The sequence below is a fragment of the Paenibacillus sp. ISL-20 genome (assembly GCF_018613005.1).
Taxonomy (GTDB): Bacteria; Bacillota; Bacilli; order Paenibacillales; family Paenibacillaceae; genus Paenibacillus_AQ.
In genome coordinates this window covers 125,135-142,648 of the sequence record NZ_JAGGRD010000001.1, presented here as the reverse complement: position 1 = coordinate 142,648, position 17,514 = coordinate 125,135, and the positions used below count along the sequence as shown (strand labels likewise).

The 17,514-nt window shown below is 50.8% G+C and carries 15 protein-coding genes; 6 read left to right on the top strand and 9 right to left on the bottom strand.

Features of this window, described 5'->3' with window-relative positions:
* The first annotated feature begins 65 nt into the window (after positions 1-65).
* Both J7E85_RS00665 and J7E85_RS00660 read left to right on the top strand, forming a co-directional pair.
* Positions 66-1,895: a DUF2334 domain-containing protein gene (locus J7E85_RS00665; RefSeq protein ID WP_215153982.1), complete on the top strand. Its 1,830-nt coding sequence runs from the start codon at positions 66-68 to the stop codon at positions 1,893-1,895.
* A 142-nt stretch (positions 1,896-2,037) separates the two neighbouring features.
* Positions 2,038-2,730, top strand: coding sequence for a pentapeptide repeat-containing protein (locus J7E85_RS00660; protein ID WP_215153980.1), 693 nt, complete (start codon positions 2,038-2,040; stop codon positions 2,728-2,730).
* 129 nt (positions 2,731-2,859) lie between these two features.
* Here the strand turns inward: J7E85_RS00660 and J7E85_RS00655 are convergent, their stop codons facing one another.
* Genes J7E85_RS00655 through J7E85_RS00640 form a run of 4 tightly spaced genes read right to left on the bottom strand, consistent with a single transcriptional unit; the run spans position 2,860 to position 7,008 of the window.
* Complete coding sequence (locus J7E85_RS00655) at positions 2,860-3,966, bottom strand: Gfo/Idh/MocA family protein (RefSeq protein ID WP_215153978.1); 1,107 nt, start codon at positions 3,964-3,966, stop codon at positions 2,860-2,862.
* A 20-nt stretch (positions 3,967-3,986) separates the two neighbouring features.
* Positions 3,987-4,718 (bottom strand): ThuA domain-containing protein, encoded by a 732-nt coding sequence (locus J7E85_RS00650; protein ID WP_215153976.1) that lies wholly within the window; start codon positions 4,716-4,718, stop codon positions 3,987-3,989.
* A 51-nt stretch (positions 4,719-4,769) separates the two neighbouring features.
* The gene (locus J7E85_RS00645) at positions 4,770-5,930 is read right to left on the bottom strand and encodes a Gfo/Idh/MocA family protein (protein WP_215153974.1); all 1,161 of its coding nucleotides are present in this window, start codon (positions 5,928-5,930) and stop codon (positions 4,770-4,772) included.
* 25 nt (positions 5,931-5,955) lie between these two features.
* The gene (locus tag J7E85_RS00640; RefSeq protein WP_215153972.1) at positions 5,956-7,008 is read right to left on the bottom strand and encodes a LacI family DNA-binding transcriptional regulator; all 1,053 of its coding nucleotides are present in this window, start codon (positions 7,006-7,008) and stop codon (positions 5,956-5,958) included.
* A gap of 352 nt (positions 7,009-7,360) precedes the next feature.
* Between J7E85_RS00640 and J7E85_RS00635 the strand changes: the two genes are divergently transcribed.
* Together J7E85_RS00635 and J7E85_RS00630 are read left to right on the top strand one after the other, a co-directional pair.
* Positions 7,361-8,404: an ROK family transcriptional regulator gene (locus J7E85_RS00635; RefSeq protein ID WP_251035353.1), complete on the top strand. Its 1,044-nt coding sequence runs from the start codon at positions 7,361-7,363 to the stop codon at positions 8,402-8,404.
* A gap of 29 nt (positions 8,405-8,433) precedes the next feature.
* The gene (locus tag J7E85_RS00630; protein WP_215153969.1) at positions 8,434-9,687 is read left to right on the top strand and encodes an MFS transporter; all 1,254 of its coding nucleotides are present in this window, start codon (positions 8,434-8,436) and stop codon (positions 9,685-9,687) included.
* Positions 9,688-9,770: 83 nt separating this feature from the next.
* On the opposite strand, the gene J7E85_RS00625 is transcribed toward J7E85_RS00630, so the two are convergent.
* Positions 9,771-11,534 (bottom strand): glycoside hydrolase family 35 protein, encoded by a 1,764-nt coding sequence (locus J7E85_RS00625; protein ID WP_215153967.1) that lies wholly within the window; start codon positions 11,532-11,534, stop codon positions 9,771-9,773.
* A gap of 189 nt (positions 11,535-11,723) precedes the next feature.
* On the opposite strand from J7E85_RS00625, the gene J7E85_RS00620 reads away from it, so the two are divergent.
* Both J7E85_RS00620 and J7E85_RS00615 read left to right on the top strand, forming a co-directional pair.
* The gene (locus J7E85_RS00620) at positions 11,724-12,641 is read left to right on the top strand and encodes an AraC family transcriptional regulator (RefSeq protein ID WP_215153965.1); all 918 of its coding nucleotides are present in this window, start codon (positions 11,724-11,726) and stop codon (positions 12,639-12,641) included.
* A gap of 136 nt (positions 12,642-12,777) precedes the next feature.
* Complete coding sequence (locus J7E85_RS00615) at positions 12,778-13,170, top strand: DoxX family protein (protein WP_215153961.1); 393 nt, start codon at positions 12,778-12,780, stop codon at positions 13,168-13,170.
* Between the two features lie 225 nt (positions 13,171-13,395).
* Here J7E85_RS00615 and J7E85_RS00610 read toward each other — a convergent pair whose 3' ends face one another.
* The 4 genes from J7E85_RS00610 to J7E85_RS00600 form a co-directional block, all read right to left on the bottom strand.
* Complete coding sequence (locus tag J7E85_RS00610; protein ID WP_215153959.1) at positions 13,396-14,637, bottom strand: MFS transporter; 1,242 nt, start codon at positions 14,635-14,637, stop codon at positions 13,396-13,398.
* A gap of 139 nt (positions 14,638-14,776) precedes the next feature.
* The gene (locus tag J7E85_RS33765; protein WP_353049447.1) at positions 14,777-14,974 is read right to left on the bottom strand and encodes a DUF6171 family protein; all 198 of its coding nucleotides are present in this window, start codon (positions 14,972-14,974) and stop codon (positions 14,777-14,779) included.
* A gap of 90 nt (positions 14,975-15,064) precedes the next feature.
* Positions 15,065-16,558: an alpha-N-arabinofuranosidase gene (locus tag J7E85_RS00605; protein WP_215153957.1), complete on the bottom strand. Its 1,494-nt coding sequence runs from the start codon at positions 16,556-16,558 to the stop codon at positions 15,065-15,067.
* A gap of 194 nt (positions 16,559-16,752) precedes the next feature.
* Positions 16,753-17,499 (bottom strand): amino acid ABC transporter ATP-binding protein, encoded by a 747-nt coding sequence (locus tag J7E85_RS00600; protein ID WP_251035351.1) that lies wholly within the window; start codon positions 17,497-17,499, stop codon positions 16,753-16,755.
* Positions 17,500-17,514 lie beyond the last annotated feature (15 nt).

Here is a 17,514-nt window from a genome sequence, read left to right as displayed (position 1 = left end):
ATTCCCGGCATACATATATCGAGATCGGTACTCCGAGCAGCTACCCATGGAAGGAGGGCATCTTGATGAATAAAGCATTGATACGGCTTGAAGATATCGGACCGGGCGGCTGGTATGAGACGGAGGAACAACAGGCGAAGCTGCTGGTCATCGCACAGTTCCTGCATCATCAACAGATCCCCTTTCACCTGGCCGTCATTCCGCGATATGTCGATCCGGTGCACCGTGTGGATCGATCGATAGATGATCTGCATGATGAAGTTCCCCTTCGATTTGCAAGGCTGCTACGAAGGATGGTAGCCCTTGGAGCCTCGCTAGGTATTCATGGATATACGCATCAGTACGGGGAATCGGTAAGCGGCGACGGATTCGAATTTGCTTATCCCGAATGTTGCACCAATTGTCCTCCGGATGATCCGCCCGAGGCGCTCCATTCGCTCCGGCAGCTGCAGCAATCCTATGCTTATCAGCGGGTACAACGAGCTCATAAAAGGTTTCAAGCGGCTGGTCTTACAGCGGTCTGGTACGAAACTCCCCATTATACCGCTTCATCTGTCCAGCGTCATATTATTGAGATATGTAACGGCATCCTCTATGAATCTCCGCCTTCCAGCCCTGATGCAAGGAGAGCCGCACTCCAGCACACCCCGGACGATCCGATGACAAACGGAACGATCTACGTTCCCACTCCGCTTTATTATGTGGCAGGTGACAAGATCGAGGAAGAAGTCACTCGTATGGAACGGACATTACAGGATTTCACAGGCGATCGTGAACTGGCCTCGTTCTTCTACCACCCCTATCTCGAATTCCCCTATATCCGTTTCCTTGCTGACGGCACTGTACATTATGAAGAGCATTCGCCCCTTAGAAGAATCATTCAGTCCTTTAATAGGGAGCGTAAATCGTTTGTGACCATAACCTCAATCTTGCCCTTCATACCGGATTTCAGGGAAACCCGATGGCAGGACAGGTCGACCATGAATCGCCCTAAGTTTCTGCACGCCACGAGGAAAGAGCAGCCGGATCGATGGATCGTCCGGGACGAGGCCAACAACCTATGGTACGCCGCTACTTTTGGGGTCTTGTCCCCCATTAAAATCCATAATGGCATACAGTATATACGCCCGCTGTTGGCAGACTGGCCGCTTTACCCCGGTGGAACTGCGATGGCAGGCGATTATGATGGAGATGGCAGCGTCGATGCGGCTGTATGGCATGCGGAGCTGGGGATCTGTGAGGTTGCCTTAGGTTCAGGCAGCCGTTTAGTACCATCGGGTCATTGGCTCTGTGAATTTGGAGCCGTGGACTGGAAAGCTCTTACGGGGGATTTGGACGGGGACGGCAGACATGATTTATTTCTATGGGACCCTGTCACAGGAAAAGCCGCCATTGCTTATAGCTCCGGGTGTCATTTTTATTCTCCCCTAATTCAGCATGAGGTTTCCGTACAGGGTGAAGGCGTGATTCCCTCCATAGGAGATGTGAATGGCGATGGACTGGATGACCTGGTTGTGTGGAACTCCGACTCAGGCACATGCCAGGTCTGGTTAAGCAGCGGAAAACAGCTCGTGGACGCCGGAAATTGGTATTCTGACAAAGATTCCATCGGTTCACCCATATCTGTGATGTTAGGTGACGTGGATGGGGATGGGCTGAAAGATTTGATTCTCGTTGAACATATCGTAGGGAAATGGCTCGTTCTCTATAGCTCGGGAACCGCCTTCGGGCGGCAGGAAGTACGGTTTGGGCCTTGGGTTGCCGGTGAATCAATGACACCTCTCATTGGCGATCTAACGGGCAATGGCCGTGTCAGTCTGCTGGCATGGTCTCCGAATCGGCTCGGCGGAACCTTGGACGCCGCCATCAATTCCAGGGACCGGACAATCGGATAAGGACATGATATACTTCTATACAACATAATCAGGTTTATTCAGAACTCGTGTATGCGGTCTGTCTTCTGAGAAAGTACGTCGATGGAAGTTATTCTTATAAGTTCTCATCTCTATACTTATTTCTATGTTCGGAGGAGAAATCATGTCATCCAAAAGCGAAAACCATACCAACAGCAATACAGCCAGTCCATCCCCTCCAGTCAAAATTGTGAAACCCAAGCTCCCCAAACAGCTTGAGCCTATGATTCTATCCGATGCCGGCGTTGACGATGAATCCTCGTTCATTCAATCCACTTGTCAGGACGAGACCCTGTCTTATATTTCAGCCGATAAGGTTCAATTCGATCAAATGATATTCCATAACGTTACGTTCCAGCACGTCACGCTCCACCATGCCGAACTAACGGATCTGGTATTTAACCATTGCGACTTGTCCAACGTAGATCTCAGTGAGGCCATTATGTACCGCGTACAATTCAATCATTGCAAAATTCTGGGGCTCGACTTGACGGCAGCCACCATCCGTAATGTCGTCTTCGATCATTGTACGGGCGACTACGCTACGTTCCGTTTTGCTAACATGAAGCAGGTGTCATTCCAATCCACCTCGCTCTTAAAGTCGGATTTTTATCATTCCGAATTAAGCAAGGTGGAATTTGTGGATTGTCAGATCGACCAATCGCAGTTCTCCGGTACGAAGCTTGCGGGGATCGACTTAAGCCGAACGGATTTCCATAATATTGGCGTGACCCTGGAGGATCTTCAAGGATGCATCATTTCACCGCATCAAGCTATCCCGTTAACCAAAATATTCGGTCTTGTCGTCAAAGAATGACCGTAAGTTATACGTGCTCTCAATAATCATCTTCGTTTATATGATGGACGTATCCGTGCGCAGCATAAAGCGGCTTACTCCGAGGTCCGCTTGGACCTTTCGGGTTAAGCCGCTTTTTAGATCATCCTGTTATTGATCAAGCGTATACTTCTGCAAATCAAGCGGCAGCGGTGCCGGGATGTCACAGGTGCTGACCATCTCATAGCGCTTGCCTTCATCGGAAGCATCATGGAATCCCCACATAGCTTCAAGCACATGGTAGGCAAGCTCGCCACTCGCACGGTGAGCTCTCCCGCTGCGGATAGCATAGGCCATATCCGCTGGGCCGATCCCTCTTGTATTCTCGTTATACCCCGGAAGCAATGGTTCTTCCGTCCACTCGGTTTCTCCGGTCAACCGATATTGAACCGAGCCGCCAAAGCCGTTGGGATCTGGGACGAGCATTGTACCCTTGGTGCCGTAGATTTCAATATTAGGAAGCGTGCTCCCTCCAAATACATCAAAACTCGTAATCAGTGTGCCAATCGCACCGTTATGAAACTCCATAAGTCCAGCCACGTGAGTAGGAATGTCCACCTGAATCTTCTGACCCTGTTTCTTCTCACTGGTAATCATCCGCTCCGTAAGGGCCGTTCCGGTCATGCCGCTAATACGGCGGATTGGTCCCAGCAGCTGAACCAGCGCTGTTAGGTAGTAAGGCCCCATGTCAAACATCGGACCACCGCCAGCGGCATAATAAAATTCCGGATCAGGATGCCAATGCTCGTGTCCGCGGCTCATCATAAATGCGGTCGCTGCAATCGGCTTGCCGATGCGTCCGTCTTCAATGAGTTTCAGTGCCGTTTGGATACCGGCTCCAAGGAATGTCTCAGGAGCACATCCGACAAGCAGCCCCTTGGACGCAGCCATATCCAGCACCGCCTTACCCTCTTCTCGGGTTACGCCAAGCGGCTTTTCCACGTACACATGCTTGCCGGCTTGCAGTGCATCCAGCATAATTTGCGCGTGAAGCGCAGGTATCGTCAGATTAATGACCAGCTCAATCTCCGGATCTGCAAGCAGTTCCTCGGTGGTGTATACATTCGGGATATTATACTTGGCAGCCTGTTCCTCGGCACGGGCACGATCGATATCCGCACAAGCCGTCAGTTCCAGGATATCGAACTTATGGCAGTTTTCCATATATATGCCGCTGATTTTTCCGCAGCCGATGATGCCAACCTTTACTTTCTTCATGATCCAAGTCTCCTTCTGCCTTATTGGCTGTCTCCCATGCCTGTGTAGCCTTGACCTTCCGTAAACACACTCATGTCCGAACCCGAATACAACGCTTTGCCTTCAGCAGCCCAAAGCAATCCCCTGCGCATCATTTCCTTCACCTGCGGCATCTCCACGATATCGGCATGATGGCCGAGGGAATTGTAATAGACCCGTCCATATCCCCAACGCTTCGTCCACGCCACCGGCATGTCGACCGCTTTGTTCAGCAGGTGTGGTCCGGCCGCAACCGGAAAACGAGTGGTTGCCAGCACTTCAACGGCCGGATCCACATGCAGATAATACTGCTCGGAGGCCACCGTGAAATCCTGCATTCCTGCTACCAGCGGGCTGGAGCTCGATTTAATCTCAACCCGGTATTTCACGCCGTCGTTGCCTGGATGCGCAACCCAGTTTCCTCCTGTCATGAACTGCCAATCCACATTGTTGCGGAACGAATCACACATGCCGCCGTGGCAGCCCGCCAAACCGGTTCCCTTCTGCACGGCAAGCGATACGTTCTCCACCTGCTCCTTCGATATTTCCCCCATCGTCCATACCGGCACGATCAGATCCAAGGCTTGAAGCTTCTCTGCATCATTAAAAACTTCCAGCGTGTCGGATACTTCTACCTCATATTGCTCATCCCGAAGCAATTCCGCGAAAATGCCGGCAACCTGCTCGGGTTCATGTCCGTCCCAGCCGCCCCATACAATTAAAGCCTTTTTCATGATAGCACTCCTTTTTTTATGTGTCCGGCTAAGATTGGCCGAATGACTTGATTACATTTCCGACAGCTGCACCCAGCGGCGCTCTTCAATGGATTTATCAACGGCTTCCAGCACTGCCTGACATTTCACGCCATCCTCGAAATTGGGCACAGGCTGCCTTCCTTCCGATATAGCGGTCGATAGCTCCAAAATTTCATGCGTAAAGGTGTGCTCGAAACCGATCGTATGTCCCGGCGGCCACCATGCTTCCATATAATCGTGAACGGGATCGGTTGCCAATACGCGGCGGAAGCCCTGAACGTCCTCAGCGTCGGATGTAAAGTAAACCTCCAGCTCATTCATCCGTTCAAAATCGAATTTAACACTGCCCAAGCTGCCGTTGATCTCAAAGGAGTTGGTGCTGCGGTGACCCGCAGCAAAGCGCGTCGCCTCAAAGCTGCCCAGCGCCCCGTTCTCAAAGCGGGTCATGAACAGCGTAGCGTCATCTACTGTCACTTTCCCCATGGGACCGCCTGTGCTTCCTTTTGCGCTTAACCCGGTCATTTCGCTGGCAATAGGACGCTCCTTGATAAAGGTCTCACTCATTCCAATCACTTCCTGCATATCGCCGACCAGATAATGGGCGAGATCGATCAGGTGAGCGCCAAGATCCCCGTGCGATCCGGATCCGGCCACTTCCTTCTGCAACCTCCATACCAACGGGAACTGCGGATCCATGATCCAATCCTGCAAAAACCAGGCGCGAAAATGATAGATCTGACCCAATCTTCCACTTTCAATCAGCTTCTTGGCCAGTCTTACGGCTGGCGAAAATCTATAGTTAAACCCGACCATATGGGTGATTCCCGCTTCTTGCGCAGCCTGCAGCATCTCTCTGGCGTCCGCCAAGGTCAAAGCAAGCGGCTTCTCGCAAAATATATGCTTGCCCGCCTTGGCCGCGGCAATGGCAATCTCCTTATGGGCATCGCTTGGAGCATTGATATCGATCAGATCGATATCTTCCCGATGGACAAGTTCCTTCCAATCGGTAACGCTTTCACTCCAGCCCAACTGATCCGCTGCTGCTTGCACGGCCGACACATTGCGGCCGCAGATTGCCACCATTTCAGGCTTCAGCGCCTCCGGAAAAAACATCGGAAGGCTCCGGTACGCATTGCTGTGAGCTTTACCCATAAATTTATAACCAACCATGCCGACACGTAATTGTTTCATCCTTCATTCCTCCTTGAATAAGGGTTCATTGATTTCGATGAAGCGAAGATCCACGGACTACCAGGCGAGTTGGCAGTTGGCGATGAAGCACTGCGTTCGTAACGGTACCTTCTGGCAAATCGGAGGCGTCCAGCATGCGAAGCACATGCTCCGCAGCAAGGCATCCCAGTTCATAGAACGGAACTCTCACGCTGGTAAGCGGCGGAGTACACAGCTCGGCGGCATCCGAATCGTCATACCCGACAAAAGCAGGCATTCGCTCTTCTGAAATGCCTAACGCACGCAGGCCCTGCTGAAGTCCAATCGCCATGCGGTCATTGGCGGCAAATACGGCTTCAATCCGGTCCAACTTCCCGGCGATTAACTCGGCTGCGGCATAACCGCTTTTGCGGCTGAAGTTGCCTTCGAACAGCAAGGATTCATCCAGCACGATTCCCGCTTCATTCAGTGCCCGGGCGTACCCCTTCAACCGGTCGCGACTGTTGGAATACTGAGGTGGCCCATTCAGAAAAGCAATCTTCCGGAATCCCTGCTGCGTCAAGTGATGAACGGCTTGATAGCTTCCATCCACATGATCGGCATCCATAACGTGAAACGCCTCACCGTCAAAGTATTGATTAATCAGGCAATAGGGTTGATCCGCTTCACTCAACTGTTTGATGGCCGCACGTTCGCTTTCATCATCCCGGGCGCCCAGAATAATGCAGGCATCAACTTTCTGGGTTCGGAACAGGTTCAAGTAGTCCATCGAACCGCCAGGCTCGCGGAACAGCATCAACAGGTCATATTGACTCTCCAACGCCTTACTGCCAATACCGCTCAATATTTCGGAAAAATAGTAAGCGGAGAATATACGAGCCTTCGGCAGATAGGGCATAACGACGCCCAGGTTACCGCTTCTTCGACGGGCAAAACTTCGGGCAAGCGCACTCGGGGTATACCCGAGCTGATCCGCCGCTTCCAGCACCCGCTGCTTGGTCTCCTCCTTGATTGGTCCGACCCCGTTCAGTACACGGGATACCGTTGCTTCCGAAACGCCGGCAAGCTGTGCAACTTCTTTACGACTAGCGATATTCATCAAGCCTCCTGCAATTTATGTACGCGCGTACATTTTCTCATGGAGCCTTACTGTTGTCAACCGCCTTGATCTAATTTCATGTATAATAGGGCACCCAGAACGCTGCTGCGGTTCTCCATGATCCTGATGCCGATCAATCCTCGGCGGTACCATCATGCTTCTGCGATAATCTCATACTGCTTCTAGTATTAGAGCGTCCGCATCCATTATCCTTTGTTGCGAACGTTCTTTTTCTGTCCTCCTGATATCCTCCGATTTCATGCTGCAAAATTGTTCTTGCACCATCATTTGAGATATGCAATAATCATCTCCAGACACTTATTAAACTCGTTTAAAAAGAGGGGTAGTGGTGATGACAACGCGCAAAGAAGCTTTACCCACACCGCAATCCATGAAATACGCCGTGCGGCGCGCGCTCCGATCTTCCCTGCTGGAGCTCGGCAGTGGAACCAAAGCGGAGCTAAGTGATCGGCTCGGCATCAGCTTTCCTACGGTGAGCAAAGTTCTGGAACAGATGGCGCAGGAAGGCGAGGTCACCCTGCTCGGACTGGATGAGTCCAGCGGCGGCAGGCGTGCAAACCGCTACGCTTTTAACCCGGACTATATGCTGGGTCTCGCCGTTTATTATGAGAAGGAGCAGAGCGTATATACCATTATTAATTGGAACGGCGATCTGATCGAACGGAAAGCTGAAGACGGCATACTCCAGCTTGGACCGGAAGCGCTGGCTTCCCAGCTAGGAAGCTGGATCCACCGTTATCCTAAGATCCGCTCGATTGCGGTCGGCATGCCGGCTGCGGTGCGAGATGGCGTCATTTTTCACGTACCGCTGTACGGGACATTTCAGGATTACGACCTCAAATCTTACCTGGAGAACCTGTTTTCCATTCCTGTCATCGTGGAGAATGACATGAATGCGGCCGTGCTTGGCTATCAGAATTTGAGCCGCTCGGAGGAAGCTTCCCTGGTATACGTGTATCTGGGACATAATGGTCCGGGGGCGGGGCTGCTGATCAATGGAAACGTCGTTCGGGGCAGGACGTTCTTCACGGGTGAGATCGGCTATGTACCGATGAGCAAAGACAACAATTTTCATGATGTATTGGAACGTAAAAGTTCCGTCATGAGCAGTCTCATCGAGCCGGATGAGGAGCAAATCGATGCGTTAAGCCGATTAAGCGCCGCCTTCACCGCGATTCTCAATCCGGATGCCATTCTGTGGTGTGAGCATAACCTCCTGCCCTCCACCCTGCTCTCCGTTAAAGACCGGGCTTCCGCCTACGTACCGAAGCGGCATCTGCCCGAAATGCTGCTTCGCGAGTGGGAACATGACTATATAGCCGGCCTGCAACGGCTTGCTCTGGATATGATGATATCCGATACAAGTGCAATGTAAAATTCAACGATGACGATTGGGGAATAACCGTGAATACAGACCTTCAAACGAAAGCAAAACCTAAATTCAGCAAAGACTACACCCTTCATTTGGCAACCATCTTTCTCGGCTTTATCATTTTCGGAATATCGGAAAATATTAAGGGACCCGCCATTCCAAGAATTCAATTCGACTTCAACCTGGATGAAATGCAGATCGGTACCTTGCTATCGCTGAACGCGCTCGGGTACTTAATTGCCTGCTCTTTCACCGCGCTGTTAACCCGGAAGATCGGGATCAAGTGGGTCAGCATGGCTGCCTTCGGTTCGATGGCTCTCTCGGGTGTGTTCATCTTCCTGTCGCACAGCTACCCAATGTTTACCGCGTCCTACTTCTTCATGTACATTGGAAACGGTATGCTGGAGATCGGCCTCGCTATATTGGCGGCCCGGATCTTTGTGCGAAACACAGGCACGATGATGAACCTGTCCCATTTCTTCTACGGAATCAGCTCAACCGTGGCGCCAATGATTGCATCCGGCCTCATGACCGTAAGCGTGTTTAATTACACGCTGGACTGGCGAGGCATGTATCTGGCTATGCTGATGTTATCCATACTGCCGATGATCCCGGCACTCATGAGTAAGTTCCCCGGTGACGATCTGTCCGAAACGGAACGAACTCCGCTTAAGTTATTAGTTAAAGATCCCGCGCTGTGGCTGGTCGTCATGATTCTATCCTTCGGTGTCGTATCGGAGATGGCGGTTGGCGGTTGGCTCGTAAACTTTCTTGAAAAATCATACAAATGGGAACCTACGGCAGCAGCCGGGATGCTGTCCGCCTTCTTCCTCTGCTTCTCGGCAGCACGCCTGCTGCTTGGCCCGATAACGGACCGGATCGGCTTCACGCTGTCCATCATCATCCTGTCGGCGTTGACCGGAGTATGTACGTTTGTCGCAATCTTTGGCGGGGAATCCTATGCCTTCCTGTTTGCGGCTGCCGGTATTGGAATTGCTCCGATTTATCCGACGGTCATGGCTCTTATTGCCAAAAGATATCCGAACGAGAGCGACACCGCGATTACGTTCATCGTCACGATGATGGGAGTCGGCAGCGTTATCGGCAACTACGCAATCGGAGCGATCACGAACGGATTCAAGCAAATGTACGGCAGCGGGACAGAGCTCGGATTGCTGCGCGGGCTGCAGGCTGGCTATGGCTTTATCGGATTGTGTGCCATCCTATGCTCACTCTTCGGCATCATTCTGTACCGTTATTTAAAAGTTCGTAAGCAATTGGTTTAATCCTATGAACACTAAAGGGAGCCCTCTCATGAGTACAAGAGGGCTCCCTTTTATTCATTATTATCGTTTGACTACCCACCTCATTAGCCTAAGTCCGGTTGATCAACAAGTTCGATGCTTGCTGTTTCGGTATGATGCAGCTCAAACACCAAGATTTCATTACGCCCCTGCTTCAGCAGCGGTCCAGGCAAATAAAGCGCTGCTTGCGGTCCTTGTTCCCAGTAACGCCCCAGGTTAAATCCATTGACCCAGACGACCCCTTTTCCCCATCCGTCCAAGCGGATAAACGTATCGCCAATGTCATCCACCGAGAATTCACCCCGATAGAAGGTAGGGCGATTCCGCTGTTCAAGCGGACCCGCAAGCGGTTGAAACGGTGCCGCATTCGGATTCTCAAGCGGCAAAGGATAGATGCTCCAGTCATACAGGAACTGGTTGTTCATCCGGACTCCCTCAGTGATTCCTTTATTGTCCTTCAGCTTCGGGCCGTAATTGATACGCCCCATATTCTCGACAACGATCTCAAGCCGAGCCCCGGCTGCCGGAACATCGATCTGCAGGGCTTGGGAATTCCAGCGTTCAACCGTCCCCTGATACTTACCGTCCAGGAATACCTGTGCCCGGTCATGCACCTCTTGCAGATACAGCGATTCTCCTTGACGAGGTCCGGAGATATCCGTTGCGTAAACGATGAAGCCATAGCTTTGGCCCAGCAGTTCCATCGGTACAGGTGTCGTACGTTTCACCGGCTCGGATAGAACCGGCAGATGCTCCAGCAAGTCGGCATAATGCGTCATGCGAACCGAACCATAGCTATTTTTCTTGATGGGCTGAGGCAGACTTGGGAAATCCGAGAGCTCTTTCCCCTGATGCTTCGCAATCACGCTGCGAATGGCCTCGTATTTAGCTGTCACATCCCCGCACTCCGAGATAGGGGCATCATAATCGTAGCTAGTTATCGTGGGCTCGTACTTCTCGTGAAAATTCGCCCCGTTATAAAATCCGAAATTCGTTCCGCCATGAAACATGTAGAAGTTCACGGATGCATTCAAGTCCAGCATCTCCTTGAACACGGCGGCGGCATCTTCCGCGTCACGGGTATGATGCGGTTTCAGCCAATGATCAAACCATCCATTCCAGTATTCCATGCACATCAGAGGGTCTTCCGCCCGATATTCCCGCAGTTTAGCAAAAGCCTCCTCGGTTCTTGAACCAAAATTGACGGTGGCAAGCACGCCCGGAACGGTTCCGCCTTGCAGCATGCCGTCCGTGGGACCATCCGAAGTGAACAGCAATACGTCTACGCCCCGCTTGATCAAGCCATCCTTCAGATACTCCAGATATGCCGTATCATTTCCGTAGCTCCCGTACTCGTTCTCGATTTGCATGGCAATTACCGGACCTCCATTGGAGGTTAATAACGGAACCAGACGCGGAATCAGTTCATCATAATAACGGTCAACCTTCTCCAGATACACCGGGTCCATGCACCGCAGGTGGATATCCGGATACTGCAGCAGCCAGGACGGAAGCCCGCCAAATTCCCATTCTGCGCATATGTAAGGGCTTGGCCGAAGTATCACATGCAGCCCGAGATCACCGGCGATTTGGACGAATCTCTCCAAGTCGGCGATACCATCAAACATAAAATGTCCTTCCTTGGGTTCATGCAAATTCCACGGAATATAGCTTTCCACGGTGTTCAATCCACAGCTTTTCAGCTTCATCAGCCTGTCTTCCCAATATTCCGGTACGATCCGAAAATAATGTACGGCACCCGACAGAATCTGGATCGGCTCATCCCCGAGCACGAACTGTTGATTAACCGCTTTCAATTGAGCTTTCATAACCTGTTTCCTCCCTGCTCGTATCATTTCGCTTTCTATTATCATCATCTATCAAAAGCTCGTGCTGCTCAATCTCCAAATGGATCATTCTTTATACCTTTTGTGCCGAATATTCAGAATTGCTAGCTCCTATTATGATAATATATATGGCATAATCACTGGAATTTTCGATGCCAAAGGAGTCTGAAGATGACGGATATCGCTTTTCGCTTTCCAAATATGATTCACACGCTTCAAGTAACAGGATGCCTCTTTGACTCCCAGCCACCCGGATGGAGTTATCCGAGGCATCATCATCATCTGTTCGAGCTGCTGTACTGTCTGGAGGGCGCGGTCCTGCAGGAAATTCATCGGGAGTCCTTCACGCTGCGGCAAGGGGAATGGCTTCTGATTAAATCCGGGGTGCCCCATCAAACCTCCAATCTGGCGAGCGGTCCGTATGGATACTTCAACGTTCATTTTGATCTCGATGATCAGGAAATTCGGAGTTTATTGTCCGCCGCCCCTTACCGCCACATTCGCCAGCAGGAAAGCGAACACAGCAATCTGAAGGGATACGTCCAAGAGCTGGAGGGAATCGTTCGGCGCAGTCAACCGGCAGCCCATTCGCTTCACCCGGAGAACCCGAGAGCCCAATACAATCTCACCTTTGAAGACAGGCTGCTGCTCCAGTCCTATACATTGCTCATCATCCACGATGTACTTTCACTTCTGAAGGTGCAGGATGAAGTCAAGCTGCCTTCGTCTACACAGTCTGCAGCAGGCTCGCATAAACCGTCTTCCTTGCTTGCTGTCGATGCGGCGCATGCCATTGAAGAAAAATTATCTTCGGGACTCACAGAGGAAATCTCTGTCGCAGCGGTATCCAAAGAGCTTAATTTAAGCCGCAGCCAATGCAGCAAGCTGTTTCGCCAAGTATACGGAATCTCGCCAAGACAATATATCAGCCGTCAAAAGCTCACCATGGCCAAGGAACTGCTGGTCACGACCCATCTGCCAATGACGGCGATTGCCGACAAACTCGGTTTTCGCTCAGCCAGCCATTTCTCAAGACAATTCCGTCGCTGGACCGGACAGTCGCCGACGGAATACCGCCCCAGGCACTAAATAGTGGAATTTGATTATTTTTAGTAAGTTACTTGACAATTAACAGCATAATTGAGTATGATACAATCTATAGTTTCAGCTATACAAAAGTTAGTTGATAACAATTAAAAACAAAAACAAGGAGCTGTTACCATTCATGCGTAGTTATTCTTCTACGGGTACATTTATTATTCGGGTTATTCTGGGGGTCATCTTTTTGGCTCACGGTTTGGATAAATTCCAGAGCGGCATCGGAAATATCGAGGGCTTTTTCGCAAGTTTGGGTATCCCCGCATTCATGGCAACCGTTGTGGCCATTATCGAAATTGTAGGTGGTATTGCACTGATTATCGGTTTGGGAACGAGAATTGCCTCCCTTGTTCTTGGCGTTGTGCTTGTCGTTGCTATTTTCCAGGCCAAGCTGGGCATGGGCTTCCTAAATGGCTATGAATTGGATATAGCGCTGCTGGCAATGGCTGTTCACCTTGCCCTTAGCGGCAGCAGCCTTCTCTCGGTTGATTCATTGTTTAGCAAGAAGAACAAAGCCTAAAGTAACGCAAAGGTTTGACGGTAATCCGAGGCGACGACCTCATGAAAGTAAGACGTCTATCGACGTATTCTCAAAGAAAACAGACCGCGTTTAGCGGTAGTTTCTTTTGCGATATCAGGCAGCAGATCCTCCGAAGTTTATACTTTCTGATATCTTAGAAAAAGCCGTACCTGACGATCAGTCTCCCATGATGCTGATCCAGGTACGGCTCTTTTTATAACATTTTTATGAAAAGTTGCTGCCGCCCGTTTCTGCCGCTAAAGCCGAATTCCTTTGCAATCTCAGGAGCGTAAACGACAACCCTGCGGATATCGCAATACAGATTGAACCTGCAATGTACACCATGCGAATGCCGAGTGTATCCGCAATTAAACCAATTATGGCAATTGATAAACTCGTTACCGTGGATAGCAAGATATCACGCGAAGCGTAAATTTTCGGCAGCATCTCTTGATTTACACTGGATTGGAGCGCGGTTTGCTGCGCCACATCCCGCAGCTGATAGGCTGGTCCCATCGCAATGCACAGGATCAAAGCCACGATCGGGATACTGTTCAGGCCATACCACAGGGTAAGCAAACTGAACACCGCTGAACCTACAGCCATGCATGGAATCAAATTTTTCTGGATAAAGGAAGACAGCAGCAGCATTAGCAACCCGCCCACAATGGCGCCGACATAATAACTGGCGTTAATGAATCCCCACCAAGCTTCGCCTTGATGCAGCACTTCCTTGACATACACCAGCGTGATCGCTCCCACCCAGATGGTTCCAGCAATTCCTTCAATCATATCCATCATCGTGACGATTCTTAATGTAGGATTTCTCCACAGGTAAAACCAGCCTTCACGAATCACTTCCCAGCTTGGTTTCGCTCGTCCAGCTGCAGCCGGTTCCTTCGCCTTCATGGAGCGCGCTGCGATCCAAAGGGACAAGACGGATACCCAGATGAGTACGCAGCTCATGATTAAAGTCGGCATATGTCCAAACCGTACAACTAGAAAGCCCGTAAAGGTATATCCTGCAATCTGCAAGGATTGGCTAGTCACGGATAGTGAGCTGTTGGCCTTAACCAATCGGTCAGGTGCAACTAATCTCGGAACCATGGACTGGATGAGCGGGTTTCCCCATCCTTCGGTAAAAGCAATGAACAAGATAAACATACATAGTATGGAAACCTGAGATGATATGTATGGGAATGCAATGACCAATGCGGTTAACAACAGAGCTTTCATGACTTGAAGCCTTACCAGAGGCTTGGAGAAGCCGAATTTCTCCATGACAAGCGGAGCCGTAAGACCGGCGACAAACCTTGCGACTGCGTTAAACAGCGGGAACAACGCGGCGATAAAGGCCGATCCGGATTCTTGATACATAAAGGTAGTCAGTACCATGATGTAGACAACGCCTGCCAGTGAAATGCTCGAGTGCGCGGTCCAGTAGTATAGAAAGCCTCCTCTTTTCATGTTCACACCCTATCCTGATGATCTTTTTTCTAATAGTCATAACATAGGTTAAAAGCTTCTGTAAAGATGTGGAAGTCTCCCATACTAAAAAAGCCTGCTCCCACGATCCATCCATGAGAGCAGGCCTGACTATAATCTGCTATGAAGCGCTACTGGCAACAAACCAACGGTCTTGCCCCGGATAAGGGCATCGCTTGTCTTTCAGCTTTGCAGTGATCTGTACGATGCAGCCACACAGCGTGCACGTCGTGTCCCCTTGCAGCTTTGGGCAAGAGAAGCACGCACGCAGACGGGCGTCATACTCACCATCCGACACGCACCGGTCAGACGCAAACATGGGAGATGATAGGACGCGTGTAATTTGTTCATCGTTAACCTGGTAATCGTCATGACAACCTTTACACCGATTATCCGCCATCACCTTCGTTTATCCTGCCGTGATCTCGAGAACGGTAACGGACATCGGTGCCAGCTTCGCACGCAGAACGTCGCCTTCCTGTTCAAATGCATGGAATGCTGCTGGTCTCAGGGTCCCCGGCGATTCAAAGGTGTTATGAGCGTCCAGCGAATCAGAGGCAAGCTGCTGGCCTACGATCTTGGACACCACTCCGCTTAATCCCCGTAGCTGAATCGTCACATCACTTTGCTCCATGTGGCTCACATTACACAGGCTCACATGGATTTTGCCAGCTTCATCCTTCGAGGCCGTTACGGATACTTGCGGAATCTTCTCGCCGTCCATCTCGTAATCGGCGCCGCTGTAGTTGGTTGCCAAACGTTCTGCATCCTGATGCACTTTATACATATCAAACACATGATAGGTCGGAGTCAGGATCATCTTCTCGCCTTCGGTCAAAACGACAGACTGAAGGACATTGACAACCTGCGCAATGTTCGCCATGACCACCCGATCATTATGCTCGTGGAAGATATTCAGCGTTAACCCCGCCACCAAAGCATCACGGATCGTATTCTGCTGATACAGGAAGCCCGGGTTGGTGCCAGGCTCTACATCAAACCAGGTCCCCCACTCATCTACAATGAGGCCAATCCGCTTGTTAGGATCATACTGGTCCATGATCGCCGAGTGTCTGGTAATCAATTCATCCATATGAAGCGCCTTCTTCATCGTGGTGAACCATTCCTGTTCGCTGAATCCGGTAGCAGCGCCTTTGCCTGTCCAGAATTCGCCCGGAATCGTGTAATAGTGAAGACTGATAGCATCCATGAACGGATGCGCTTCTCTCATCACGGTTTCCATCCAGCGGTAATCATCCACGTTCGGGCCGCAGGCAATCTTGTAGATCTTGTTATCGCCATAATTGCGAACATAAGTCTGATAGCGTCTGTATAGGTCCGCATAATACTCCGGCCGCATATTGCCGCCACAGCCCCAGTTCTCATTCCCAACGCCAAAATATTTCACATTCCATGGCTTCTCGCGGCCATTCTCCTGACGCCACGCAGCCATCGGCGACACGCCATCGAAGGTCATATATTCAACCCATTCCGACATCTCCTGCACGGTACCGCTGCCGACATTGCCGGATATGTAAGGTTCGCAACCCAAGAGCTCGCAAAGACGCAGGAATTCGTGCGTGCCAAAATGGTTGTTCTCTACAACGCCGCCCCAGTGCGTATTGACCATTTGCTTCCGATTCTCGCGCGGACCGACGCCGTCCTTCCAGTGGTACTCGTCAGCAAAACAACCGCCGGGCCAGCGCAGCACCGGTATGTTAAGCTGTTTCAGCGCCTCCAGCACATCGTTGCGGATCCCCTCCGTATTCGGAATCGGTGAATCCTCACCCACCCATATGCCCTCATAAATGCAGCGGCCCAGATGCTCGGAGAAATGACCATAAATATTGCGGTTAATTTTACCTTTGGATACATCCGAATGAATGGTAATAACATGACTCATGACTTATTCCGCTCCTCGCTGTTTTTTATAGATGTTTATATGAAATAGTTTAACAAACTTTAAAATAATGATATCGACCAAACTGGATTCCGTCAACCCGTAATTTAAACGCTTTCACGAAACAGCCTTATTTTTCGCCAAAAAAAGACCGGCCCAAAGTCGATCTTGCGATCGGGCTCTGAGCCAGTCACTGTTCAACGCGTCGCCCGAATTAAAAATTCCCGGGTCCGCTCTGCCTTCGGTTGGTTAAATATTTGATCCGGCGTGCCGGATTCGACGACCTGTCCGTTATCCATGAAGATAATTCGGTCTGCCACTTCTTTGGCAAAACTCATCTCATGCGTCACGATCACCATCGTCATATGCTCCTCGGCCAGCTGCTTGATGACCGCCAGCACCTCGCCTGTCAGCTCGGGATCCAGCGCCGATGTCGGTTCATCAAACAGCATAATGTCCGGATTCATCATCAGCGCTCTCGCAATGGCCACACGCTGCTTCTGCCCGCCCGACAAATTCCCAGGGTATACATCCGCCTTATCAGATAAACCGACCTTCTGCAGAAGCGCGGCGCTGTTTAACCTAACTTCTTCCTTCGATTGTTTCTTCACATGTTTGGGCGCCAGCCCCAGATTCTCCTGTACCGTGAGATGAGGAAACAGGTTGAAATGCTGGAATACCATACCCATCCGGGCTGTGATCACTTTGATCTGCGGCGGGCTGACATACACGCCATCCTTCACGAGATATTGATCCTGCAGCTTGATCGAGCCGCCGTTGATCTCCTCCAGATGCACCAGGCTCCGGAGCATGGTGCTCTTACCCGAGCCGGAAGGTCCGATGACGGCAATCACTTCATTCTTCTGGATCTCAAAGCTGACGTCCTTCAGCACGTCCAGCTGGCCGAAGGATTTTTTTACATGGGTTACTTCGATAATTGCCATTACACGACAGTCCTT

Excerpts from the sequence above, each read along its gene's own strand:
- J7E85_RS00600 (WP_251035351.1), bottom strand. The coding sequence starts at position 17,499 with ATGGCAATTATCGAAGTAACCCATGTAAAAAAATCCTTCGGCCAGCTG.
- J7E85_RS00610 (WP_215153959.1), bottom strand. The coding sequence starts at position 14,637 with ATGAAAAGAGGAGGCTTTCTATACTACTGGACCGCGCACTCGAGCATT.
- J7E85_RS00625 (WP_215153967.1), bottom strand. The coding sequence starts at position 11,534 with ATGAAAGCTCAATTGAAAGCGGTTAATCAACAGTTCGTGCTCGGGGAT.
- J7E85_RS00645 (WP_215153974.1), bottom strand. The coding sequence starts at position 5,930 with ATGAAACAATTACGTGTCGGCATGGTTGGTTATAAATTTATGGGTAAA.
- J7E85_RS00615 (WP_215153961.1), top strand. The coding sequence starts at position 12,778 with ATGCGTAGTTATTCTTCTACGGGTACATTTATTATTCGGGTTATTCTG.
- J7E85_RS00640 (WP_215153972.1), bottom strand. The coding sequence starts at position 7,008 with ATGAATATCGCTAGTCGTAAAGAAGTTGCACAGCTTGCCGGCGTTTCG.
- J7E85_RS00605 (WP_215153957.1), bottom strand. The coding sequence starts at position 16,558 with ATGAGTCATGTTATTACCATTCATTCGGATGTATCCAAAGGTAAAATT.
- J7E85_RS00660 (WP_215153980.1), top strand. The coding sequence starts at position 2,038 with ATGTCATCCAAAAGCGAAAACCATACCAACAGCAATACAGCCAGTCCA.
- J7E85_RS33765 (WP_353049447.1), bottom strand. The coding sequence starts at position 14,974 with ATGTTTGCGTCTGACCGGTGCGTGTCGGATGGTGAGTATGACGCCCGT.
- J7E85_RS00665 (WP_215153982.1), top strand. The coding sequence starts at position 66 with ATGAATAAAGCATTGATACGGCTTGAAGATATCGGACCGGGCGGCTGG.
- J7E85_RS00620 (WP_215153965.1), top strand. The coding sequence starts at position 11,724 with ATGACGGATATCGCTTTTCGCTTTCCAAATATGATTCACACGCTTCAA.
- J7E85_RS00650 (WP_215153976.1), bottom strand. The coding sequence starts at position 4,718 with ATGAAAAAGGCTTTAATTGTATGGGGCGGCTGGGACGGACATGAACCC.
- J7E85_RS00635 (WP_251035353.1), top strand. The coding sequence starts at position 7,361 with ATGACAACGCGCAAAGAAGCTTTACCCACACCGCAATCCATGAAATAC.
- J7E85_RS00655 (WP_215153978.1), bottom strand. The coding sequence starts at position 3,966 with ATGAAGAAAGTAAAGGTTGGCATCATCGGCTGCGGAAAAATCAGCGGC.